Genomic DNA, 23063 nt, shown 5'->3' with positions numbered 1-23063 from the left:
TTCCAACTGTTGTCCTCTAGTGTAGGGCAGATTAGCTATACATTACTCACCCGTGCGCCACTAACTCATAAGAGCAAGCTCTTACTTGTCCGTTCGACTTGCATGTATTAGGCACGCCGCCAGCGTTCACTCTGAGCCAGGATCAAACTCTCCATATTAATTACCTATCTAATAGATAGGATTTTTATTATGAAGTTTTTAATCAAAAAAACTTTTAGTTTTTATATTTAGTTTGTCTAATCTATTATAAATTATAAAATAATAGACTGGCTCAATCGATCACTTGTTTAGATTTCAAAGATTGACTAATAGTTTAACAATTGTAAGTTAAAAGAACTTTCTGCTCTGCGTTTTGCAAAACAGAAAGTGAAGTATATAGAAGTGATGCTTAAATGCAGATAAAAATCAGGCTAATTTTTTAAAAACCCATAAAGAAATTTTGAAGTCCAACTTTTCCATTAAATATAATATCTTTTTTGTTTGGATCATATTTAAATTCGCTTATTATTTTTTTATCCTCTTCTTTAAAATATCCAGCAGATACCAAAGTAGGCTCAACAAAAGCTACTTCTGGCACTAATGTATCAAAAAAATTCGCCAGACTTTCATCGACACTTATTTTTCCACTAAGAGATAATTTATCAAAAATTTCTGACTGATTTGTTCCCTTTTTAAAGCCATTTACTGCTGCATCCAAATTTAGCTTTAAAGTCTTATCTCCTTTTTTAAAGCTTAATGTATCTATTTTTATACTTGGATTCTTTTCTAAGATTTGATCTATTGTCTCATCAAAATTTAATCCAGCTAAAACATTATAATTTTCTTCATTATTTAAATTATTAATCTTTTCTAATACATTATTTAAAGCAGGCACATTGATATTTGCGATTTTGCTATCAAAGATAAAATCCGTATATTTTACTTTATCAACTGCTACTATACCTATTTTTATAACATCGTCTGATCTTCCAAGATCATTTGAGATTTCAAATTTTGAGTCATACTTAAAGTCATCTATCAAGATATTACTTATATCATTAGATGCGAAAGACACCCTTTTAAATTTAACTTTTGCCAAATAAGGTACAAGCTGACTCTCTAAAATTTTTGAAAACTTAACCGGCTCTTTATAACTTGAGTCAATATAAAATCCTTCGATATTTAGATCAACTTTGTTGTACTCACTAAAATCTTTCAAAGCAATCTTATCTGCTTCAACCTTTAAGCTGTTTATACTATCTTTTGAATCAAGCGTCATACCAATCTTTATATCTTTTGTATTAAATGCAGTTTTTTGCTTATCATTAAATTCAATATTGCTAAATTTAATATCCACATCTTTATCGCCAGTTAAACTAACTTTTGTTTTAATTGTTGCAATGACATTTGAACCCATGAATGTTGCGATAATGTTTTTAATCATATCGTTTTGAATAGAAATTTTTGAGTCTATTTCAAAGCCATCTATAAAAGCAAGCACTGTATGAGAAATTTCATTTTCTACTTTAAAAACCAAATCCTCATTTACATTTTTACCAAATATATTTTCCAAAAGATCTTTTGAAACACTAAAATCAAATGATCCTTTTGAGCCAAAAAAACCTTTTTTGTAATTGTTATTAGAAATTTTAAAGCCCTTAATATTGTTTAGATCATTCACTATCCTTTGATAGTTTTTCTCTACCTCATTTGAAGCAAAATAAACCGCTCCAATGGCCACCACGATAACTACGATTAAAGCAGATATCACTTTTTTCATGCTTTTCTCCTTTTTGTAATATGTTGTAAAAAAAACCAAATTCCAAGCAACAAACAAACCATAGCAAGAGGCATAATATATCCATGCTCGCCAAGATAGTCGCTTGCACCTACAAAATAATCACCCGCTTTAAAGCTGGCAAATCCGATAATGACCGCCCAAAGCACTGACGAGATCAAATTGATAATGCTAAATTTATAAAATGAATACTTCGTAAGTCCAAGCGCGATAGGAACCAAAGTTTTGACGCCGTAGATAAATTTTTTGATAAATATTATCTTATCGCCGTGTTTTTTGGCCAAAATTCCTGCATAAGCAAGCTTTCTTTTATGATTTCTGATATAAGGCATAAGTGAGTTTTTATTAAATCTTGCGACATAAAAAATTAGTGTGTCGCCGATTGTATTTGCCACGGCAGCGACGATTATACTAAGAGTGATGTCCATCTTGCCAGCAAAACTTAAAATTCCAGCGGCGATTAATGCAACCATACCGCCACCAAGGCTGTAAAAAAACAATATAATATAGCCGTATGTTGAAACTGAGTTTATAATATCTTGCATTAATCTCCTAAAAGTTTAGATGCTGAGGCTATTAGCTGTTCATAGGCATAGCCACTTTGCTTTAAAATTTCTTCTCTTGCACTGATGACTGCTCCACCAAAGCTAACTCCCGCAAAAAACCCATCATTTGCGGCATATGCGTAGATGTCACTTGAAAATTTAAAATCGCTTACTTTACTGTAATTGCGTCCAATGTCACCAAAAGCTACTGACAGCTTCGTGTCAAGCGTGATCTTGGCATCTTTGATATCATGGATAATGCTATCTTTAAATATAAAAAGCACAAGCGAACTATCTTCATAACCAAGCTGTATACCGATGCTGCCGCCACTTATGCTAACTGGTAAAATTTCACTTGGCGAGTTAATGTTGCCAACAACCATGATGCCATCTCCGCCCATGCCACCAACGACAAAACCGACCTTTTTAACACTTGGAAAGATGATCGTCGCTTTTGACTGCTCGATTAGCTCTTTTATAGGAGCGTTTCTAGCGCCTCTCATAGTTGTTATAAACGAGTTTGCCGAATCTAGCACGAGCTCCTCGCTGGCAAAGCCAAGTGAGAAAAATAATAAAATTGAAAAAAGAAATTTCATATTTTGCCGTTATTTTGCAAAATCAACAGCACGAGTCTCTCTGATGACACTTACTTTTATCTCACCAGGATACTGCACCTTGCTCTCGATCTCTTGAGCTATCTCTTTTGCTACAAGCACTGCCTCGTCGTCGTTTATGAGCTTAGCATTTGCGATGACACGAATTTCACGGCCAGCATTTATCGCATAAGCTTGCTTGATACCATCTTTACTTTTTGCGATGTTTTCGATCTCTTCGACACGCTTTAAGAAGCTCTCAAGCACCTCACGCCTTGCACCTGGACGAGCTGCACTTAGTGCGTCAGCTGCGCAAACAGCCGCACTTTCTATACTTGCTGCCTCTTCGTGACCGTGGTGAGCATAGATAGCGTTGATAACTACTGAATGCTCTTTGTAGCGCTTACAAATTTCTGCTCCAAGATCAACGTGACTGCCCTCGTACTCGTGAGTTAGTGCCTTACCGATATCGTGAAGTATGCCAGCTCTTTTTGCAAGTTTCTCATCTCCGCCACACTCGGCTGCAATGATACCAGCAAGGTGAGCCACTTCAAGGCTGTGCGCAAGAGCATTTTGACCATAGCTTGCTCTAAATTTAAGCTTGCCTATTAGTTTTACTATCTCTGGATGAATTTTATTTAGACCAAGATCCATGACGATGTTTTCACCCTCTTCTTGTATGCTTTGCTCAAATTCTTCAGTCACTTTTTTGTGAAGGTCTTCTATCCTCGCAGGTTGGATTCTTCCATCCTCTACCAAAAGCTCTATCACTCTTGTTGCGATCGCACGTCTGTAAAGGTTAAAGCTGCTTAGTATGATCGCATGAGGCGTGTCATCAATAATAATATCAACGCCAAGCACCATTTCAAGGGTCTTGATGTTACGTCCCTCTTTGCCAATGATCCTACCTTTTAGCTCATCGTTTTTGATATTTACGACATTTATTAGACGCTCAGCCGCAAATTCTCCAGCAAATCTTGACGTAGCCTGCGCCAATATGTAATTAACCCTCTTTTTAGCCTCTCTTTTTGCTTCTTCTTCGTATTTTCTAACGATATGAGCGATATCCGCACGAGACTTCTCCTCGACCTTTTTAAGCACGACCTCTTTTGCTTCTTCTTCTGTTAAGCCAGCAGCGTGCTCAAGTACCCTTATCGCCTCTTCTACTTTGTTTTGATAAGTCGCTTTTAAATTTAAGCCCTCTTCGTAAGTTATCTTTGCGTCTTGCTTATCCTTTTCAAAAAGCTCTTTACTTTCGTTTAAAAGCTCTTGCTCATTTAGCAAAATTTTCTCTTTTTTGGCTAGTTCATCAAATTTACTTGCATACTCTTTTTGAAGCTTTGTCGTCTTGTCATCGTATCTTTTTTTAGCCTCAAATTCAGCCTCTTGTACTGAAATTTTAGAATTTTTAAGCGTTAGTTCAGCTTCATACTCAATAGCTTTTGCTTTTGCTTTTGCTTGTTCTAAGAAGATGTTGTAGTTTGCATCATTTATCTTTTTAGCGTATAGATACCCTGCTCCAACGCCCGCCACACCGGCTCCTAAGCCTATTAAAACCTCTATCATTTATTCCTCTTTTTATATAATTTTTATTTGGGGTTATATAAAAGTCTGCCACCGCGTCTTGTGCATTTGAAAGCACATCTTTGGTGTAAAAGTCTTTTATCTCGAGAAAAACTATCCGTTTTGGCTTAATAGGCAAAGAGTCAAAAAATCTATCATAAAATCCTTTTCCGTGCCCTATCCTAGCCATAGCTCCATCAACCCCAATCGCTGGAACTACTGCCATATCAAGTCTAACATTATCCATTTTTTTGCCAGATGGCTGTCTGACGTTAAATTTATAAGTTATAAATGGCAGTCGCAATCTTACCATCTTTAAGCTAAGACCTACCATAAAAGGGGCAAAAATTTCACATTTACGTGATAAATTTCGCCTTATTTTAAGCACATCGACTTCGTAGTTAAGTGGCAAATAAAACAATACTTTCTTAGAATTTGTAAAATTTATCAATTTTAAAAGAGTTTTCGTAGCTTTATAGTGCGAGCATTTGGCCTTAAATTTAGTAAGTTTCATCAAATTTGCTCTTGCATTTTTTCTAAATTCATTTTTTTCTAAATTAACGCTCATTTTATGCTCTTTCTTGTATAATCCTGAAATCTTATTCAAAAGGAAATTCATGACATTAAAACGAGCAATTATAACATCACTTTGCATTTTTGCATTTTTTGGATGCGGCGACGAGAACAAGCAAAAAAACGAGCAAAATACAAGCGAACAAACGCAGGGCAAAATTTTAGATAAAAATGCTAGCAAAGATGAAAATTTAAGCAAAGACTCACTCACTCCAAAAATGAGTGAAAGTGCCCAAGAAAACGAGGTAAAAGAGATAAATCTAAAGCTGCTAAGTGGAGCAACTATGCAGATTACAAAAAGAAGTAATGGCTTTGATGTAAAAGATGGTAAAAAAGCAACTCTTTATGTATTTTTCGCCACTTGGTGTCCTCCTTGCAAGGCTGAGATCCCACACTTAAATAACCTAAGCGAGAAATTTAAAAACGAGCTAGATATCGTTGGTGTGCTACTTGAAGACAAAAGTGAAGATGAAGTAAAAGATTTTGCTCAAAAATATAAAATAAAATATGAAGTCGCAGTTGGTGAGGGAAATTTTTTATTTGAAAAAGCAATGGGTGGCATAAAAGGCTTGCCTGCGTCAGCACTTTTTAAAGCAAATGGCGACTACGTTCAAGGCTACATCGGTCTTGTGCCTGAAGAGATGCTTGAAAATGACATAAATAGGGCTACAAAATAATGCTTGATTTTCTAAAAAAAGGCCTTGAGAAGACTTTTGGAGCGATAAGCTCAGCGAAGAAGTCAAAAAAGATAGACAAAGAGAGCTTAGAAGAAATTTTGCTTGAAGCTGACGTAGCTTACGAGATCGTGGAAGAAATTTTATACTACTTGCCGCCACAAGATGAAGTGAGCAGAGCCGACCTAAGGCGCGTTATGAGTAGCTATTTTATCTACGAAAAGGAGCGTGTGATCGAGCCTGATAAGCCATTTGTCGATCTCATCCTTGGCGTAAATGGCGCTGGCAAGACGACAACCATCGCAAAGCTAGCAAATTTATATAAAAATAACGGCAAAAGCGTTATTTTAGGCGCTTGTGATACATTTAGAGCTGGGGCGATCGAGCAGCTCCGCCAGTGGTCAATTAGACTAAATGTGCCAATAGTTGCCACTCAACAAGGACATGATCCCTCGGCTGTTGCTTACGATACGATTAGTTCAGCCCTTGCAAAAGGTATCGACCGAGTCATCCTTGACACAGCCGGCAGACTTCAAAACCAGACAAATTTAGCAAACGAGCTAGAAAAGATCGTTCGAATTAGCAAAAAAGCCTACGAAAAAGCGCCCCACCGCAAAATTTTGATTCTTGATGGCACGCAAGGTAACGCCGGAGTTGCACAAGCAAAAGCATTTAACGATATCGTCTCGCTTGATGGCGTCATCATCACAAAACTTGACGGTACTGCAAAGGGCGGAGCACTATTTGGTGTGGCAAGAGAGCTTGAACTACCTATATTTTATATAGGCGTTGGCGAAAGAATGGATGATATCATCAAATTTAACCCAGATGAGTTTTTAGACGAGCTGATGGACGCTATTTTTGAGTAGAGTAAAATTTCTTAGTAAAATTTGCTTTTTTATCGCTCTTTTGGCGATTGATTTTCTTGCGTTTACTCCAAAATCTCCTACTATCATCGAAAATTCGTGGGATAAAGCAAACCATTTTTTAGCTTTTTTCATCCTTTATACACTGCTCTATCTTGGCTATCATTTTAAAATTTTAAAAAATTTAGCCCTACTTTTAGCCTTTGGCGTGCAAATAGAGCTCGTTCAGGCATTTTTACCAAACAGGAGCTTTAGCCTGCTTGACATCGTGGCTGACATGATCGGAGCGGCTTTTGGAGTGATAGTAGTTGAAATTTTAAAAAGGATAATTTATGGCAAAAGCAAAGCCAGTTTTTGAGTGTCAAGCCTGCGGAAACCAGCAGAGTAAATGGCTAGGTAAATGCCCACAATGTGGGGCTTGGGATAGCTTTGTCGAGCTTAGTCAAACAGAGATAAAGATAAGCAAAGAGATAGCAAAAAGCACCGGAGTAGCCAGCAAAGCCATAAGTATAGACGAAGTTGAAATTCAAAATTTCACGAGATTTAGCACCAAAGATAGCGAGCTAGACCTCGTTCTTGGTGGTGGCGTTGTCGAAGGCTCACTTGTGCTTATAGGCGGCAGCCCGGGCATCGGTAAATCAACATTGCTTCTAAAAATTGGCTCAAATTTAGCAAAAGACGGTAAAAAAACGCTCTATGTAAGCGGCGAAGAGAGCCAAAGCCAAATAAAAATGAGAGCTGACAGGCTAAATGCGGTGGATAAAAATTTATACCTGTTAACTGAAATTTGCCTAGAAGGTATCATGCTAGAAGTGCAAAAGAGCGATTACAAGGTGCTAGTCATTGACTCCATTCAAACACTTTATAGCCAAAATATAACCTCCGCCCCAGGCTCAATCACGCAGGTTCGTGAGATCACGTTTGAGCTAATGAGACTTGCAAAGAGCCAAAGTATCTGCGTTTTCATCATCGGCCATATTACCAAAGAGGGTTCGATCGCAGGACCTAGAGTGCTTGAGCATATGGTTGATGTGGTGCTTTATTTCGAGGGTGACGCGAGTAGAGAGCTGAGAATTTTACGTGGGTTTAAAAACCGCTTTGGCTCGACAAGCGAAGTTGGCATCTTTGAGATGAGCCAGCACGGACTCGTGAGCGCAAATGAAGTCTCGAGTAAATTTTTCACGCGTGGCGGAGCGATGAGTGGCAGTGCGATCACCATCATAATGGAAGGCTCAAGAGCACTTAGCATCGAGATACAAGCACTTGTTTGCGAAAGTGCCTATCCAAAACGAAGCTCGACTGGCTTTGAGAGAAACCGCCTAGATATGCTGCTAGCACTACTTGAGCGAAAGCTTGAAATTCCACTTGGACACTACGACGTCTTTATAAACGTTTCAGGTGGCGTTAAGATAAACGAAACTGCAGCCGATCTAGCCGTCATCGCAGCGATAATCAGTAGCTTCAAAAACCGCCCTATTAGCAAGGATAGCGTATTCATCGGTGAGCTAAGTCTAAACGGCGAGATAAGAGAAATTTTCAACCTCGATCAGCGACTAAAAGAGGCAAAAACGCAGAAATTTAAAAATGCGATCATACCAAACAAGCCGCTTGACACGCAAGGATTAAAATGCTTTTACGCCAAAGATATCACGCAAGTGCTTGAGTGGATGTAAATTTATCTTGCCAGCGATTTAACATCAATAATTTGCTGGCTAAGCCATATTTTTTATCTTTTGCATAAGTCTTAGGATATCTATGCTTTTTTCTTTGAAATTTAAATTATAAAAATTCCATTCTTTGCTTATAAAATACTTATGCCTTCTTATCCACTTTAAGCTTTGCCACTTTTTCTAAAATTTCAAACATACTCTTACCACTATCAAATTCACTCTTTATAAATTTATAAAGCTCTTTAAATCTCTCATCAGCTTCAAGCTTGTAGGTGTGAGATTTTTTAGTAACTTGTATAGGCGTAAATTTCTTCTCTTTTTTATCTTCTTCGTTTTGTGTTTCAAGATCATTAATAGAATTTATAGTCTCTTTTGCTAACTCCTCGTCAAGTTCTAAACCAAAGCGCTTCTTTAGTGCAAATTTAGTCCAATTAGCTTTAAACTCATCAACGCTCATATCGCTATCAAGTAACTCGGCTGTTTTTGTTCCACCAAAGGTAAAGTCAGAGAAACCATGCTTTCTGGTATATCTTTTTATAAATTCATTAACGGATAAAGTCTCTGAGTCACCAAAAGCTCTCTCAAGCCCTAAAGCACTACTATCATCTATAAATTTCTTTAGCTCATCTATCTCATCTTTTGAAAAAGAGTCGTCATAGCCCATTAGCTTGCCAAGTATGCTTACTCTCGCATCTCCTTCACCTTTTACGAAGCCAGTGAGTGAGTGCTCATATCTGTCGTATTCTCTTGCTTTAGCTTTATCGTCTAGGCTCATATACTTAGGAAATGTCATGCCATGACCCATATCGTTACTAAGTATCTCGTTTATATCATTAAATTTAAAGCCCATCTCTCTTGCTATGTTCTCTCTTGAGAGATAGTTAGTAATTGGGAGGTTATTAGAAATTTGCATTTTACTATCCTTAGTCTCTTTAGTTCCATTCAATCTTAATCTAAGATATCGTCTTTTCTTTAAAAAATTTTATAAAAATACGTTTTTTAAATTTATCAGAAGTAGTTAAAAGATATTAAAAAGTTTTGTAAAAATGTGTAAATTTCATACAATCATCACTGCAGCTACAGCAAAACCGCCGTCGTGAGTTATGCTAAGGCTTGCTTCTTTGATATTAAAATTTGTATAAATTTTTGGGCTAAATTTTATCTTTGGTGCGTTTTTTGCGTCTTTGCTAAGCTCAATGTCCAAAAAGCCACACTCTTTACTAATCCCCACACCAAGGGCTTTGCTAGCTGCTTCTTTGGCCGCCCAAAATCCAGCCAAAGTCGCATCATTTTTTGCTAGCGCGATCTCGCTATCGCTTAAAAATCTCTTTAAAAAAAGCTCGCCATGACGAGCCTTTAGTCTTGAAATCCTATCTATCCTAACGATATCAATACCTATCATTGCACCACAAAATCAGTAAAAAATATATTTTTGATGTAGCCATCATTTAGCACTTCATTTAACTTACCTACGATCTCGTCTTTTAGCCTATCTTTGCCCTTTGCGGTACTTACTTCTTCGTAAGTTTTTGACGAAAGTGTCCTGATGATAATATCTCTTAAAAGTGCCTTTTTCTTATCAAGCTCAGGAGTTAGCAACTCATCGCTTTGCTCCATATCGATCTTAGTTTTAAGAAATCTTGAGCCATTTTCGCTAAGCAAATTTACAATAAACTGATCAAGCGGATATATCGGCCCCATATTTGAATAGTCGTTGCTACCATGCTTTGCTTTATTTTGAGCTGGCATGGACTGCGTTTGAGTCTGAGCTGGTGCTTGCATCATGTTTGCCTCTTTTGGCTCATCAGAACTAAGCATCAAAAACGCGACTAGCCCTCCAATAACTAGCAGCAAAACAAATATCGCAATGATAATTATCATTAATGCACCATTGCCACCTTTTTTTGCTTTTTTCTCTTCAACTTCTTCAGCCATCTTTCCTCCTTTAAGTTTTGGCTATAATTATACAAAAAATTCGCAAAAATGAGAAAAAATGATACATAAGACAAATGCTGCCAGAGCTTTAGATAAACTAAAAATTAATTATGAAATTTTAGAGTATGAAGTTGATTTAAACGATCTTTCAGCCCTCCACGTAGCAGCTAGCACTAAGCAAGATATAAAGCAAATTTATAAGACTATTGTTTGTGAGTGCGAGCCTAAAAATTTTGTCGTTGCTTGCTTGCAAGGCGATCTGGAGCTTGATCTAAAAGCACTTGCTCATGCGTGTGGCGCCAAACGCTGCGAACTTATAAATTTAAAAGACCTAGAAAAGATCACTGGCTACATCAGGGGCGGCTGTTCACCGCTTGCTATGAAAAAACACTTTGCCACATTTATCGACGAACGTGCAAAAGAGCAAGAGTATGTGTTGGTAAGCGCTGGAGTGAGAGGCAAACAGATAAAAATAGCACCAAATGATCTTTTAAAGGCTTGTGAGGCAAGTTTTGCCAATATCGCTAGGCTAGCTCTTTAAAAACTCTATAAATTTAAACTTCTCGCCCAAAAACTCAGGCGAGAGTAGAAATTTCGCCTGTTTGGCTGCATTTTCATAGGCTTGCTTGCTACCATTTTCAAGTACTAAAGATAAAATTTCATCCACGCCAAGATCGCAAACTAAAGCTTCGTTTTGTTTTTTAAATTTAAGCATCTCAAAGCCAGCCTCATAAAAAGCCTCTTTTACTTGCTTAAAGCAAAGACTATAAGTTAGATCCGATCTTTTAAAATATGGCTCAAGGTCTGAAATTTCAAATAAAGAAAATACTTGATGGTCTTTAAAAACTCTTAGGCTAAACTCATTTTTTGGCTCAAATTCACCATAGTCAAAGCTTAAAAATCTAACCTTTTTTGCTGCATTTGCAAGCTGGGCTGCAAATTTAGCGTAGCTAGTTGATATCTCGCCCTTTTTTATGCCAAATTTCTTTGCAAGAGCTAGCAAGTTTTGATCTGCTTTTTGCCAGTGAAATTTTAGATCACTATCCACAAAAAGCATATTTTGCCCCTCTATCACCTCACAGCTAAATGCGTCAAGTAGCTCATTTGAGATGACAAAAATTTCATCAAACAAGCACTCGTCTAAATTTTTATAATGTCTTATTTTGACATCATTGCCAAAGCGCTTTGTAAAAGTTTCAAGCTGCTTTTTCCTTAAATTTTCGTGAGGCTCAATGATAATAAACTCTAAATTTTTTAAGATCTCTGGCTCAAGCGTAAAAATTCCTTGCGCAAAATCAGCTAGCATTTCACCTGAGTTTGCACCGATCTCCACAACCTTGCAAGAGCTAGAAATTTCGCCGTTTTTAAGCAGCTTTAAAAAATAGTTTGCAAGGCAAGCGCCAAAGAGATAGCCAACGCTTACATTTGTATAAAAATCGCCATTTTTGCCGATATCTACGCCAAATTTATAGTAGTTTTCATTGACCCAGATATCAAAAAACTCGCTAAATTTCATAGATCAGGTAGCTTCCAGCCTCTATAAAACGCAAACATCCTAACTGTAATGCCAGCAGCAAGCAAGAGCATAGTAAAAAATATATTGGTTAGGCCTAGATGATATAGCACAAAGTAAGCAAGCCCCACGCCAAGGCTTATAGTACCGTAAAGTCCAGTGCGTAAAAACCATGGGACTTCATTTAGCAAGATATCTCTTAAGATACCGCCGCCAACGCCGTTAAAAAAGGCGATCATCATCACACCAAAGATGTTGTAGTTGTACTCAATAGCAACCATCGCGCCAACGATCGAAAAACAAATAACATCGATCGCATCGGCGAAGATGAATACAAATTTTCGCTCCAAACCTTCTCTTTTTATGTGTAAATTTGCCACTCTTGAAACAATCAACATAAAAATAACAACGCTTACTGGCATGTAGTGTGTAAATGAATAAACTGCCCTACCAACAAGCATATCACGCATGATACCGCCACCAAGCGCGGTCAAAAATGCAGACAAAAAGACTCCAAGCCAGTCGCACTCCTTTTTTACTGCAAATAAAAACCCGCTAAGTGCAGCTGATGCGATACCGACGTATTCGACAAAAAGTATTAAACTCATATTTTTCCCTTAAAAGGTCGCATTTTATAATGAACTCTCATAAAAAATCATTAATAATATTTTTACCATTAGTTTATTTTAGGCTATAATAACGAAAAATTTAAGGAAGGAATTTTAATGAAAAAACTATTAATCATATTTCTTGCTGGTTTATTTTTCACGCCACACTTAAATGCTGATGTGGTCCAAAATCAAAAGCTAAAAAATGCAATAAATATTTTAAATGCTTTTGGTGCAAGAAATTTAAAGCCAAACACTAAATTTGAAGGCATAAAAGCGATCGCCATAATCCCTGATGTGACAAAAGCAGGCGCTATTGTAACTGGCTCAACAGGTAAAGGCGTATTTATCGCTAAAAACGATGATGGTGAATGGTCAAGTCCATTTTTTGTAAATTACACATCTGGAAGCATAGGCTTACAACTTGGTTACAGCTCAGCTGATATGATCATTTTATTTAAAAATTCAGAAGCTTATGCAAATTTATTTAATGCAAAAGATACGATCAGTCTAAAAGCAGAAGCAACTGGTGGCGTTGGTAACGAAGTAGCGATCACAAGTGATTTGCCTGAAATTTCAGCATTTGCTGAGGAGCGTGGCAAGACAAGTGGTGCTTTTGTAGGAGTTAGCTTAGATGTGGCAAGACTAAAAATAAATAGACAAGACACAAATGATTACTATGAGCGAATGTATGATTTTGAAAATATCTACAATAATAGCCCAAAAGCTAGTAAATACACACTAAAATTTAAAGAAATAATCTCAAAATACTTCTTATAGCTCAAATTTCTTGGCTCATTAAGTGGGTCAAGGGCTCTTTTTATTTTTACTTTTTGATTAATTTTATAGAAGTTATGGCTTAGCTTTTTGCTAAACCATAAATAGTGAAACAAAGCGTTTTTTAGGGATTGGAGAAAATTGAGTCATATACTCAAACGCTTCTTCGTAATCGCCATCTGTATATTGTGCAACTTGCTCGATAAGCTCGTAAAGCTCCTCGTCATCCATAGAATCAAAACTGCCTCTATTTTCTAAAACCTCTAACAAAACGGCGTCTAATTCAAGCTCGTCGTAAGTCATTTTATTCCTTAATTTTGATTTAAAAAATGCGACACTATACCAAAACAATCTTATAAAATACTTTACTTGAAATTCGTAAGAAATTTTATGCTTTTTTTATAAGTAAAGTTGTAAAATCCTTATATTCATTATCATTTTAGTTAGGTTTTTGTGGATAATTTTGAACTATTTTATAAGCATTTTAAAGAGTTTTTAGAAGCCTTTGGGCAAAAAAGCTCAGAGTTAAAAGAACAAATTTTGCATGTACTTTTCATTAGCAACTCTCATCTAAGTGCTCAAGAAATTTCTTCAGAAATTTACAAAATCCACAAGAATGAAATTTCAATGACATCAATTTACTCGTTTTTAAATTTTCTCGAAATGCATCATCTTGCAAACTGCTTTGAAGAAAATGGAGTAAAGAAATTTGAGCTAAATTTAAAATCCTCGCACGATCATTTGATATGTGAAATTTGTGAAAAGATAGTTGATTTTGAAGATGAGATGATAGAGCAAAGGCAAGAGCAAATTTGTAAAGAAAAAAATTTTAGTGAGCAGTCGCATACGATGATACTTTATGGTATTTGTAGTGATTGCCAAGAGAAAAATGGAAATTAAATTTTATCATTTTATTTTACTTTTTGATAATGAAAGACAAAAAAATTTCAGATTTATTTAAGCTGTGAAATAGATAATACGCAATTAAAAAAAGGATGAAAATGGATATAAAAACACAAACTTTAGCACAAGTTGCAAGCTATTTTTCAATGATAGCTCATACAAACGGCAGACTAAGAGTAAGAGTTAGCCCAAAGATAAAAGAGCTAAGTAGTAGCGTAAATTTAGCTAGCCTAGATGATGTGATAGCTCAGATAAATGGTATAAAAAATGTAAAATTTAACAAGCTAATCGGCTCTGTAACGATCGAATACGATCATGAAATTTTTCCAAAAAATCTTTGGGAAGATCTTTTAAAAGGGCAAAATTTAGAAGAGATTTCAACTAGAGTAAATGAAGTTGCAAAAGAAGTGAAATATGCTTAATGAACTTTTAAATGCATCATACACCAGCGAAAAGAACGCACTTAGCTTATATGAAAATTTAGCTTCATTTGGTGATGTTTTTAACGAGATCGCAAATATCAGAAAAAATGCGATTATCTTGATAGAAAAATTTGCGAGTGCTCATGATTATGAGCTTGCTTGCGAAAATGAAGCTATATTTTTACCAGCAAAAAATAAAGAAGATGCGCTGATACAAGCTTTAAACTATGAGTTGGAGCTAAATAAAATGTATGAAAAATTTTGTGAAAGCTTAGATGATGAAGAGCTAAAAGATCTATTTTTTAGACTTTGGGCTACTTCAAATAACGAATATGTCACCTCTTTAAAACAACGCTTAAAAGAAATTTATAGTGGCTGTGAAATAAAAAATGAGCTAAATTTAAATGAAATTTCACAAAATTTTGAGCAAAATGGCATAACAAATATTTTAGAAAACTATCAAAATGACTTTAATGAGATAACTAAAAGCTTGCAAAATATCGCAAGTGGCAAAGCTGATAAAAGCGAGTTAGCAAAGATAACCAATAATCCAAATTTCTCGTTTTTTAGCGGACTTGCGCTTGGGGCATTAGGCATTTCAGTAGTTAGCAAAAATTTTAATAAGGATGAAGAAAATGAATAATTTACAAAATCAAACAAAGAAAGGATTTAAAATGGCATTACCATTTTTAGCAGGTTTAGCAGTAGGCGGTTTAGCAATAGCTGCTTGGAATAAAAGAGATAAGATCAAAGAGTACGCCCAAGATGGCTTTGATAAAGGCAAAGAGGCCGCAAAAGATCTTTACAAAAAAGGTAAAAGTGTTGCAAAAGATGCAAAAGACTTTATAGTAAAAGAAGAGAAAAAAGCAAAACGTGGTGCTAAAAAAGTAGAAAAAGAGGCTGAAAAAGTGGTAAAGAAAACAAGAAAACCACGCGCTAAAAAGCCAGCTGCTCCAAAAGCTATCACACCAAACGATATAGCTTAAGGATAGAGAATGCAAGAAAATAGTCTTTTTACACTTTCAAGCACAAGACTTCCATTTGATCACTTCATCAGTGGTGCTTTAATCGCTGGCATGGGTGCAGCTGCACTTGGCTTTAGTGACTATCTAAATAATAGAGCAACTAAAAAAGATGTTGCTAAAAAAATAGCAAAATACGCTGTAACAGGTGGCTTCGTAGGCGCTGTTGGCATTCATGCTTCAAATTTAATAGCACAAAAAAAATATCTAAATGCAGCAGCTTTTACAGCAGCTGGCATCGGCGGTCTTTTGATAGCAGAAAAACTAATAAAATTGGAGAGTAAATAATGAATAACCCTTACATCAATGAAGAAAATGTAGCAAGTGAAACTGTAGCTAACAATGCAGCAGCTACTCAGCCAAGCGCAATTGATAACGCAATAAACAACGCAGCTCAAGATTTACCATTTGTACCTGAAAATTTTAATGCTGCTGGTTTTGTAAAAGGTCTAGTTTTAGGTGGTATCGCAGCTTATGTACTGACTAATCCAAAAGCGCAAGAGTGCGTATTTAAAGCGATTATCAAAGGTGGCGAGCTTATAAATGCTGGCATAGAAGAACTAAAAGAGCGTTTTGAAGATGTCAAAGCAGAACTTGACTCACAAAAATAAGATCACTCTAGCTCATAAGAGTAAAAATAGAGCCAGGTTTATTTGCGAGAGCTTAAACGCTAGAAGCGACGTCAGCGCTATCGAGGCTGCGATCTCAGAGCGAACTGATGCACTAAGTGTTCGTGTAAATAAATATGCAAAAAGTATCATTGTCGAGTTTGATAAAAGCTATGAGAAAATTTTAAACTTTATTGAAAGCTATGAATTTCCAACAAAGGCAAAAGATCCAAATTTGCCAAGCAAGGCAAATATCTATAAGGCTGCTGCCGCACTTGGTATAACGCCATTTATGAGCAATAAAACTCTAAAATCAGCCGTGACTCTTTACGCCACAGCTCCAAATTTAATAGAAGGTGCAAAAGAGCTAAGGCATGAGGGCGTTACTTCAAAAGTGCTTGAGGCAACTGCTATTGGTACTAGCCTAGCAATGGGCGATCATTTAGCAGCAAATAGCACAAATTTGATGATAAATATCGGCGAATATATGGAAGAAAGCGCTAGTCACAGAAGTGATGATCTCATCAAAGAGCTAGCAAAACCAAATATCGAAGAAGTCTGGGTCGAGAGAAATTTAAATGGTGAAAAGACGCTTGAAAAAGTAAAAACCGAAAATTTAAAAAAAGGCGACATCGTAGTAGTCGGAGCTGGTGAGACGATAGGTGTTGATGGTTATATCGTTGAAGGTAACGCCGATGTAAATCAAGTCTCAATGACCGGAGAGGCTGAACCTATACCAAAAGCTAGAGGCGACCGTGTTATAAGTGGCACCGTGGTTGATGAAGGTAGGATAAAAATTTGGGCTGAAAATGTAGGTAGTGATACAGCAACAGCTAGGATCAAAGAGTACATCCAAAGCTCGCTCAATGAGAAGTCAGCTATCGGCGTAAAAGCTCTAAAACTAGCTGATAAACTTGTGCCAGTCACGCTCTCTCTTGCTGGGCTTTCGTATGTTATAAATAAAAATATGAACAGCGTTGCTAGCGTGCTTCAGGCCGATTACTCTTGCGCATTAAAGCTTGCTACACCAGTTGCTTTTAAATCAAGCATCTCAAAAGCAGGCAGAAACGGCATTCTTGTAAAAGGTGCAAAGGCGATTGAGGCTTTAAGCTCAGTTGATACTTTTGTATTTGACAAGACCGGCACTCTGACACATGGACGCCTAAGTGTAGTTGAAATTTACTCATTTAAAGAGGGCTTTTCTCAAAATGATATATTAAATTTAACTGCAAGTGCTGAGGAGCACTACTTTCATCCAGTGGCTGAAGCAATAGTTGAAGCTGCAAATAAGCGTGGTTTCCACCATATTCATCACGATGAAGTCGAATTTATCGTAGCTCACGGTGTAAAAACTGCGATGCACGGCAAAGAGGTGGTTATCGGCAGCAGGCACTTTTTGGAAGATGACGAGATGATAAACTTTAAAGCTCATGAAGCTTTAATAAGCAAAGCATTAAATAGCGGACTAACCTTACTCTATGTAGGATATGATAAAGAGCTAGTTGGCGTCATCGCTATGAAAGATGATATGAGAGAAAACGCAAAAGATATGGTTAAAAAGCTAAGAAGCCTTGGCGTAAAAGAGGTCGTCATGCTAAGCGGCGACATCAAAAGCAAGGCTGAAGAAGTAGCACGTGAGCTTGGACTTGATAGGGTCTATGCAGAGTGCTTACCAACAGATAAAGCAGCTATCATCGAAGAGCTAAAGAGTGAGGGCAAAAAAGTAGCCTTTGTGGGAGATGGCATAAATGATGCTCCAAGCCTAACTAAGGCAAATGTGGGCATAAGCATGCACAAAGGTGCTGATATAGCTAAAGCAACGGCTGATATAAGTCTTTTAAAAGACGATATCATGAGCGTAGCTCTCGTAAAAGAGCTTGCAAATAAAACAATGGATTTAATTAGCTCAAATTTCCGCTCAACCGTTGGCGTAAACACAGCTATACTAAGTGCAGCAACACTTGGCATGTTAAATCCAATAGCAACTGCCATGCTTCATAATGGCACAACGATTTGGCTTTTATTAAATTCAATGAAGGGCGTAAAATTCAAATCAAAATAAATTTGAAAGGGTAAATGGTGCTTGATAGTTTCTTAAATTTTTTAAACGGCAAAATGGACATAGCCAACGACTTTTTATATGGATATTTTTTAGTCATTATTCTTGTGGCTACGGGAATTTATTTTAGTTATTTGACTCGTTTTGTGCAGTTTAGGATGTTTTTTGAAGCTTGCAGAGTCTTAGTAGAAAAAAAAGACAAGTACAATAAGCACCATTTAACGCCATTTCAAGCACTTATGATCTCGACTGCTTCGCGCGTTGGCATAGGCAATATCGCTGGAATTTCAGCTGCTATCGCTGCGGGCGGTCCGGGTGCTCTTTTTTGGATGTGTTTGATGGCATTTTTAGGATCAGCTTCAGCTTTTATAGAGAGCACACTAGCACAAATTTATAAGACAAAAGACGTTTTTGGATTTAAAGGCGGTCCAGCTTATTACATCAAAAATGGCCTTGGCATAAAGTGGTTGGCTTCGCTTTTTGCGGTAATTCTCATCATTACCTACGCATACGGCTTTAACGGACTTCAAAGCTATACAATGACATCAGCTTTTGAAATTTACTACGACAAAGCTGGCAGCAACGTTAGCTTTGCACAAAGCGGCCTACCTGTTGGCATCGGCCTTATTCTTACGGCATTTGCGGCGGTAATGTTTTTTAGCAAAAGTCACATCATCGGTAAAGTAAGCTCATACATCGTGCCGTTCATGGCACTTGCCTATATCTCGCTAGCACTTATTGCTATCGTTTTAAATTTCAAAGAAATTCCTGATGTTGTTAAGATGATTTTAGAAAATGCCTTTGATTTTAAAGCGATATTTGGCGGATTTGCCGGCAGCGTGATCGTAATAGGCATCAAAAGAGGCCTTTTCTCAAACGAAGCTGGTATGGGTTCAGCTCCAAACGCAGCAGCCGCAGCACATACTAGCCACCCAGTAAAACAAGGCCTAGTTCAAGCAATGGCAGTCTTTATAGACATGACTATATGTATCGCTTCTGGTATGATCGTGCTATTTTCACAGGCCTATCTTACGAAGCAGACTGGCTCAAGTGGTGAGGTGCTAACAGCACTTCCTCTCGTTCAAGCTGCAATGAAAGAGTATTTTGGTGAATTTGGAGTTCATTTTACTACTCTTGCGGTTGTACTTTTTGCTATCACTTCGCTTATTGGCAACTACTACTACGCTCAGGCAAATATGAAATTTTTAACCAAAAACCACAAGCTTACTTTGCTATTTAAGATAACGGCCGTCGTTATGATATTTATTGGTGCTCAAATGAATTTAAAGCTCGCTTGGAATATCGCTGATATCACAATGGCTGCAATGGCAACTATTAATATTATCGCCATATTCTTACTTTCAAAGGTAGTGATAATAGCAGTCAAAGACTACGAAGCTCAAAGAGGTGCTGGACAAAATCCAGAATTTGACCCAGAAAGTCTTGGTATAAAAAATACAAGTTGCTGGAATAAAAACTAAATGGAGAAGAATTTGAAAAACGATACAAAAATAAGTGGCAAACTACTTGATATAAACACTCATAGACAAGTATCAAAAGTCGGTATGGGCATCACTTTAGCCTCAGTTTGCTTAAGCGCCCTTTTTATGAAAAGAAATAAAAGCATTAAGAAATTTCACGTTGCTTCAGGCATCGCATTTACTTGTTTTGCTCTTTATCATGCTGGGCTTTATGATAATGGAATCTTCAAAAAAATGATAATAAAAGCAAAAAATGAGGTAAAAAAGGCATAAAATGATACTTAGCGACGCAGAAATTCTAAGCTATATAAACGAAGATATACCTTACTTTGACATTACTACGTCGCTTCAAAATATCGATAAAAATGCCTCACTTGAAATTTATTCACGTGATGAAATTTGTGTTAGCTGCGTTGATGTGGCCGCAAGTGTTGCAAGGCTACTTGGGTGTGAGAGTGAAATTTTTATGCAAAATTCTCAAATTTGCAAAGCTGGCGATGTGATCATAAAAATTTATGGTAGCTACGAAGATGTGCATAAAGCTTGGAAACTAGCTCAAGTCGCACTAGAATATGCCAGCGCCATCGCAACTTATACAAATAAAATGGTAAATGCCGCAAAGTGCATCAATGAAAAATGTGAAGTGTTGGCGACTAGAAAGAGTTTTCCATTTGCTAAGAAATTTTGCGTAAAAGCCGTACTTGAAGGCGGTGGTGGCATCCATAGACTTGGGCTTAGCGATAGCATTTTATTTTTTAAAAACCACATGAAAGCCTACGGTAGCTTTGATAAATTTTTATCACATTTACCAGAGTTTAAAGCAAAAATGGCTGAGCGAAAAGTATGCATTGAAGCTGAAAATTTAGACGAAGCAAATAAGCTTTTAAAAGCAAAGTGCGACGTTGTGCAATGCGATAAATTTAGCCCAGAACTCATCGAAAATGTACTCTCTTTAAGAGATGAGATTTCGCCAAATACCATTATCTTAGCAGCTGGTGGTATAAATTTATCAAATGCAAAAGATTACGCAAATGCTGATGCAATAGTAACGTCAGCGATGTATTCAAAGGGCGTTGCTGATATCAGCACCAGACTTGAGATTTTGTAAATTTTTACAACGACAGGTATAGTAAAACATCTATCAAAGTTAAAAATTTACAGAAAATGCATTTTGGCTCTGGAATTTGAACGATACGCAACAAAAAATTAACATTTTTTATTTCAAATTTATTTCATAGCTACAAGCAAAAATACAAACTAATAAAGTTAAATTTTCTAATTTGTTTTCTCTAAAAAATAAGGACACTTATATCTTGCTTTACACCACGTGTATAAAACTCAATTAAATTTTAAAATTTATAAACAAGCATATTATGCTTTCAAATTCAGTAACAAACGATAACGAGTGAGTAAGATTTACAATTTGCCTAGAAATTTTCAAATTCCAGGCAAATTTCAGTCAAGTCTACCTTCTAACGACATGCAAGAACTGCATGTGTTTGCGGTATTGCTCGATGACGTCGTTTATCAGCGTAGCCTCGCTCCAACCAAGCACGTCGTAGTCTTGACCGCCCTCTTTTAGGTATACCTCGGCTCTGTAATAAAGATCGTCGCCCTCAAGCTCTCTAGTGTAGTCCGGACTCTGGCTTTTGGTGAGATATACGCCGTATCTAAAATCCATCTCGTCGCCAAGTCCGACGTTTAAATTTACGAAATTTTCAGCTTTTGTTACATTTGCCTCAAGGCCGTTTTTGGCAAATTCCTCTTTTAGTTCGTTAAAGGCTTTTAGCACGACTTCGTTTAGAAATTTACTGCCGTCTTTTTTGCTAGGTAGAGTGATGATAGCGCTTAGTCGCTCTTGCCAAGGCTTTGAAAGATCGCTAAGAGGCATGTTGTTAAAGTTATTTGTCTCTTTTTTGGTCACATCGACGCGCAAGGCTTTAAATAGCCCGTAAATGGCGCCAAGCAACACGATAGCAAACGGCAACGCCGTAGTTATCGTAAGTGCTTGAAGCGAGCCAAGTCCGCCGGCTAGCATCAAAAATGCCGCCACGACGCCCACCGTAACGCCCCAAAAGACCTTTTGCCAAACCGGCGTATCATCCTTGCCGTTTGAGCAAAGCATGTTCATCACGATCGCCGCTGAATCGGCCGAAGTGACGAAAAATATGACGATCATAAAGACCGCGATCGTGCTTAGCACGCCTGAAAAGCTAAATTTCTCCAAAAACATAAAGAGTGCCGAAGCCGAGTCAGAATTTACCGTGGTCGCAAGTTCGCTAAAGCCGCCTTGAACAAGCGCGATCGCCGAGTTACCAAAAAAGCTCATCCAAGCAAAGGTAAAGCCAGTTGGCACGAGAAGTACGCCGATCACAAATTCTCTTATCGTCCTGCCCTTTGAAATTTTGGCGATAAACAGCCCCACAAACGGCGACCAAGAGAGCCACCAAGACCAGTATAGTAGCGTCCAGCCGCCAAGCCAGCTATCATTTTGCTTCTCGTAGGCGTAGAGGTTAAATGTGTTTGAAATGAGCGTAGAGACGTAGTCGCCGCTGTTTTGCACAAACGACTTTAAAAGCTGCGTCGTATCGCCCAAAAATAGTATCAAAAACATAAAACATATAGCTAGCGCGATGTTTGCGTTTGATAAGATTTTGATGCCCTTATCGACACCGCTTGCCGCCGAGATGGTAGCAGCAAAACAAAGCACTATTAGAAGCGTGATGTGCATAGTCGGCAGGCCAAAAACGTGCGTAAGACCGGCATTTACCTGAAGTACGCCGTATCCCAGCGATGTCGCCACGCCAAAAAGGGTCGCCACAACGGCAAATGTGTCGATAGCGCTACCTATCTTGCCGTAAATTTTATCTCCGATGATCGGATAAAATGCCGATCTAAGCGTGAGCGGCAAGCCGTGCCTATACGAGAAAAAGGCAAGTATCAGCGCCACGATAGCATAGACCGACCATGCGCCCATACCCCAGTGAAAGAAGGTTATATTCAGAGCTAGCTTTTGCGCTGCGATAGTTTGCGCGTCGCCGATCGGCGGATTTAGATAGTGCATGAGCGGCTCGGCCACACCAAAAAACACTAGACCTATGCCCATGCCAGCGGCAAAAAGCATAGAAAACCACGAGATATTTTTGTGCTCTGGCTTTACGTGATCAGCTCCTAGTTTGATCTCGCCAAGCTTACTAAAGCCAAGAATGATGACGCTTAGCAGTATGACGGCGACGGCTAGGATGTAAAACCAGCCAAATTTCGCTGCGATGTAGTTTTGCATACCTTTAAAAAACTCATTTGAGAAATTTGGAAATATCGCAGCAAATGCCGTTATTAAAACTATGACAACAAGCGATGGTATAAACACCGAATTGTTAAATTTTGATCTTTGAAATTTAAACATTTTTCTCCTTTTTGTAAATTTCAGCTTCCTTTCAAACTAACAAAAAAGAGTAAATAGGTCAAATTTCT

General features: G+C 37.4%; 28 protein-coding genes. 16 read left to right on the top strand and 12 right to left on the bottom strand.

Features of this window, described 5'->3' with window-relative positions:
• Positions 1-418 precede the first annotated feature (418 nt).
• From F3G75_RS06040 to F3G75_RS06020, 5 genes are read right to left on the bottom strand one after another with little or no spacing between them, the layout of a single operon-like run.
• Complete coding sequence (locus tag F3G75_RS06040) at positions 419-1759, bottom strand: DUF945 family protein (protein ID WP_149716923.1); 1341 nt, start codon at positions 1757-1759, stop codon at positions 419-421.
• Entirely contained in the window at positions 1756-2322 is a 567-nt protein-coding gene (locus F3G75_RS06035) for a DedA family protein (protein ID WP_149716922.1), read from the bottom strand. Before F3G75_RS06035 ends, F3G75_RS06040 begins: the two co-directional genes overlap by 4 nt.
• Complete coding sequence (locus tag F3G75_RS06030; protein WP_149716921.1) at positions 2322-2918, bottom strand: lipid-binding SYLF domain-containing protein; 597 nt, start codon at positions 2916-2918, stop codon at positions 2322-2324. The genes F3G75_RS06035 and F3G75_RS06030 overlap by 1 nt, the downstream gene beginning before the upstream one ends.
• 9 nt (positions 2919-2927) lie before the next feature.
• On the bottom strand, positions 2928-4481 hold the full coding sequence (rny, locus tag F3G75_RS06025; RefSeq protein ID WP_149716920.1) for a ribonuclease Y: 1554 nt from the start codon (positions 4479-4481) through the stop codon (positions 2928-2930).
• Complete coding sequence (locus F3G75_RS06020; RefSeq protein WP_149716919.1) at positions 4414-5046, bottom strand: 5-formyltetrahydrofolate cyclo-ligase; 633 nt, start codon at positions 5044-5046, stop codon at positions 4414-4416. Before F3G75_RS06020 ends, rny begins: the two co-directional genes overlap by 68 nt.
• Positions 5047-5095: 49 nt before the next feature.
• Between F3G75_RS06020 and F3G75_RS06015 the strand changes: the two genes are divergently transcribed.
• From F3G75_RS06015 to radA, 4 genes are read left to right on the top strand one after another with little or no spacing between them, the layout of a single operon-like run.
• Positions 5096-5728, top strand: coding sequence for a TlpA family protein disulfide reductase (locus F3G75_RS06015; RefSeq protein WP_149716918.1), 633 nt, complete (start codon positions 5096-5098; stop codon positions 5726-5728).
• Positions 5728-6594, top strand: coding sequence for a signal recognition particle-docking protein FtsY (gene ftsY, locus F3G75_RS06010; RefSeq protein ID WP_149716917.1), 867 nt, complete (start codon positions 5728-5730; stop codon positions 6592-6594). The genes F3G75_RS06015 and ftsY overlap by 1 nt, the downstream gene beginning before the upstream one ends.
• On the top strand, positions 6587-6949 hold the full coding sequence (locus F3G75_RS06005; RefSeq protein WP_107687302.1) for a VanZ family protein: 363 nt from the start codon (positions 6587-6589) through the stop codon (positions 6947-6949). Before ftsY ends, F3G75_RS06005 begins: the two co-directional genes overlap by 8 nt.
• A complete protein-coding gene (gene radA, locus F3G75_RS06000; RefSeq protein WP_149716916.1) occupies positions 6924-8264 on the top strand; it encodes a DNA repair protein RadA in 1341 nt (446 codons plus the stop codon). Before F3G75_RS06005 ends, radA begins: the two co-directional genes overlap by 26 nt.
• Positions 8265-8403: 139 nt before the next feature.
• On the opposite strand, the gene F3G75_RS09450 is transcribed toward radA, so the two are convergent.
• From F3G75_RS09450 to fliL, 3 genes are all read right to left on the bottom strand, one after another.
• Complete coding sequence (locus tag F3G75_RS09450; protein WP_149716915.1) at positions 8404-9174, bottom strand: Cj0814-related protein; 771 nt, start codon at positions 9172-9174, stop codon at positions 8404-8406.
• A gap of 144 nt (positions 9175-9318) precedes the next feature.
• On the bottom strand, positions 9319-9663 hold the full coding sequence (acpS, locus tag F3G75_RS05990) for a holo-ACP synthase (RefSeq protein WP_072594351.1): 345 nt from the start codon (positions 9661-9663) through the stop codon (positions 9319-9321).
• Positions 9660-10196 (bottom strand): flagellar basal body-associated protein FliL, encoded by a 537-nt coding sequence (fliL, locus tag F3G75_RS05985; protein ID WP_084042196.1) that lies wholly within the window; start codon positions 10194-10196, stop codon positions 9660-9662. The genes acpS and fliL overlap by 4 nt, the downstream gene beginning before the upstream one ends.
• Positions 10197-10254: 58 nt before the next feature.
• On the opposite strand from fliL, the gene ybaK reads away from it, so the two are divergent.
• On the top strand, positions 10255-10737 hold the full coding sequence (ybaK, locus tag F3G75_RS05980) for a Cys-tRNA(Pro) deacylase (protein ID WP_085658611.1): 483 nt from the start codon (positions 10255-10257) through the stop codon (positions 10735-10737).
• On the opposite strand, the gene F3G75_RS05975 is transcribed toward ybaK, so the two are convergent.
• Positions 10726-11712, bottom strand: a complete 987-nt coding sequence (locus F3G75_RS05975; protein ID WP_149716914.1) for an SAM-dependent methyltransferase — start codon at positions 11710-11712, stop codon at positions 10726-10728. The two genes, ybaK and F3G75_RS05975, sit on opposite strands and share 12 nt — an antisense overlap.
• Entirely contained in the window at positions 11709-12317 is a 609-nt protein-coding gene (locus F3G75_RS05970) for a trimeric intracellular cation channel family protein (RefSeq protein WP_149716913.1), read from the bottom strand. Before F3G75_RS05970 ends, F3G75_RS05975 begins: the two co-directional genes overlap by 4 nt.
• A gap of 117 nt (positions 12318-12434) precedes the next feature.
• Here F3G75_RS05970 and F3G75_RS05965 point away from each other — a divergent pair, with 117 nt between their 5' ends.
• Positions 12435-13097 carry a lipid-binding SYLF domain-containing protein gene (locus F3G75_RS05965; RefSeq protein WP_149716912.1) on the top strand — a complete coding sequence of 221 codons (663 nt, stop codon included), beginning with the start codon at positions 12435-12437 and terminating at the stop codon, positions 13095-13097.
• A gap of 90 nt (positions 13098-13187) precedes the next feature.
• Here F3G75_RS05965 and F3G75_RS05960 read toward each other — a convergent pair whose 3' ends face one another.
• Positions 13188-13397 carry a hypothetical protein gene (locus F3G75_RS05960; protein WP_002942234.1) on the bottom strand — a complete coding sequence of 70 codons (210 nt, stop codon included), beginning with the start codon at positions 13395-13397 and terminating at the stop codon, positions 13188-13190.
• A gap of 150 nt (positions 13398-13547) precedes the next feature.
• Here F3G75_RS05960 and F3G75_RS05955 point away from each other — a divergent pair, with 150 nt between their 5' ends.
• From F3G75_RS05955 to modD, 10 genes are all read left to right on the top strand, one after another.
• The gene (locus F3G75_RS05955; protein WP_054196789.1) at positions 13548-13994 is read left to right on the top strand and encodes a Fur family transcriptional regulator; all 447 of its coding nucleotides are present in this window, start codon (positions 13548-13550) and stop codon (positions 13992-13994) included.
• Between the two features lie 101 nt (positions 13995-14095).
• A complete protein-coding gene (locus F3G75_RS05950) occupies positions 14096-14419 on the top strand; it encodes an HMA2 domain-containing protein (RefSeq protein ID WP_021091233.1) in 324 nt (107 codons plus the stop codon).
• Complete coding sequence (locus F3G75_RS05945; RefSeq protein WP_087579348.1) at positions 14412-15062, top strand: ferritin-like domain-containing protein; 651 nt, start codon at positions 14412-14414, stop codon at positions 15060-15062. The genes F3G75_RS05950 and F3G75_RS05945 overlap by 8 nt, the downstream gene beginning before the upstream one ends.
• Positions 15055-15405: a hypothetical protein gene (locus tag F3G75_RS05940; protein WP_021091243.1), complete on the top strand. Its 351-nt coding sequence runs from the start codon at positions 15055-15057 to the stop codon at positions 15403-15405. Before F3G75_RS05945 ends, F3G75_RS05940 begins: the two co-directional genes overlap by 8 nt.
• Before the next feature lie 9 nt (positions 15406-15414).
• On the top strand, positions 15415-15729 hold the full coding sequence (locus F3G75_RS05935) for a magnetosome protein MamC family protein (RefSeq protein ID WP_021091246.1): 315 nt from the start codon (positions 15415-15417) through the stop codon (positions 15727-15729).
• Positions 15729-16052, top strand: a complete 324-nt coding sequence (locus F3G75_RS05930) for a YtxH domain-containing protein (protein ID WP_149716911.1) — start codon at positions 15729-15731, stop codon at positions 16050-16052. Before F3G75_RS05935 ends, F3G75_RS05930 begins: the two co-directional genes overlap by 1 nt.
• Positions 16036-18111 (top strand): heavy metal translocating P-type ATPase, encoded by a 2076-nt coding sequence (locus tag F3G75_RS05925; protein WP_149716956.1) that lies wholly within the window; start codon positions 16036-16038, stop codon positions 18109-18111. The genes F3G75_RS05930 and F3G75_RS05925 overlap by 17 nt, the downstream gene beginning before the upstream one ends.
• Before the next feature lie 14 nt (positions 18112-18125).
• Entirely contained in the window at positions 18126-19589 is a 1464-nt protein-coding gene (locus F3G75_RS05920) for an alanine/glycine:cation symporter family protein (RefSeq protein ID WP_223154390.1), read from the top strand.
• 12 nt (positions 19590-19601) lie between these two features.
• Positions 19602-19862, top strand: a complete 261-nt coding sequence (locus F3G75_RS05915; RefSeq protein WP_103583443.1) for a helicase — start codon at positions 19602-19604, stop codon at positions 19860-19862.
• Position 19863: 1 nt separating this feature from the next.
• Positions 19864-20697: a ModD protein gene (modD, locus tag F3G75_RS05910; protein ID WP_149716909.1), complete on the top strand. Its 834-nt coding sequence runs from the start codon at positions 19864-19866 to the stop codon at positions 20695-20697.
• 357 nt (positions 20698-21054) lie between these two features.
• On the opposite strand, the gene F3G75_RS05905 is transcribed toward modD, so the two are convergent.
• Positions 21055-22995 (bottom strand): BCCT family transporter, encoded by a 1941-nt coding sequence (locus F3G75_RS05905; protein ID WP_149716908.1) that lies wholly within the window; start codon positions 22993-22995, stop codon positions 21055-21057.
• Positions 22996-23063 lie beyond the last annotated feature (68 nt).

The sequence above is a fragment of the Campylobacter concisus genome (genome assembly GCF_902460705.1).
Lineage (GTDB): Bacteria > Campylobacterota > Campylobacteria > Campylobacterales > Campylobacteraceae > Campylobacter_A > Campylobacter_A concisus_Z.
Note: the sequence above shows the minus strand (reverse complement) of the source record. Positions and strands in the feature narration are given on the sequence as shown.